A 222-nucleotide genomic window follows, 5' to 3' on the forward strand; every position below is an offset into this window, starting at 1 on the left:
TGGCAACCCAGAATCATTAAAAGCGTCGAGAATTCGCCTTTTAAGACTTAGAAAATTCTGCTTTAGAAAGCTCGCCGTTTTTATCCGTATCAAGCTCTGTAAACTTACTCATAAGTGAGGCATCTACTGATGCTTCAGCTTGGCTTATTGCGCCATTACCATCCACATCCAGTGTGTCAAAATCTGTTGCAGCAAACGCCACAGATGAAGAAGCAAGTGCCA

At 42.8% G+C, this 222-nt stretch carries 1 protein-coding gene; it reads right to left on the minus strand.

Going from position 1 to position 222, the window contains the following annotated elements; all coding sequences use genetic code 11:
* Positions 1–40: 40 nt before the first annotated feature.
* On the minus strand, positions 41–222 hold a 182-nt coding region (locus tag CWB78_RS18060), incomplete at its 5' end, for an EF-hand domain-containing protein (protein ID WP_138596794.1).

The sequence above is a fragment of the Pseudoalteromonas sp. S1612 genome, assembly GCF_005887175.1.
Lineage (GTDB): Bacteria > Pseudomonadota > Gammaproteobacteria > Enterobacterales > Alteromonadaceae > Pseudoalteromonas > Pseudoalteromonas undina.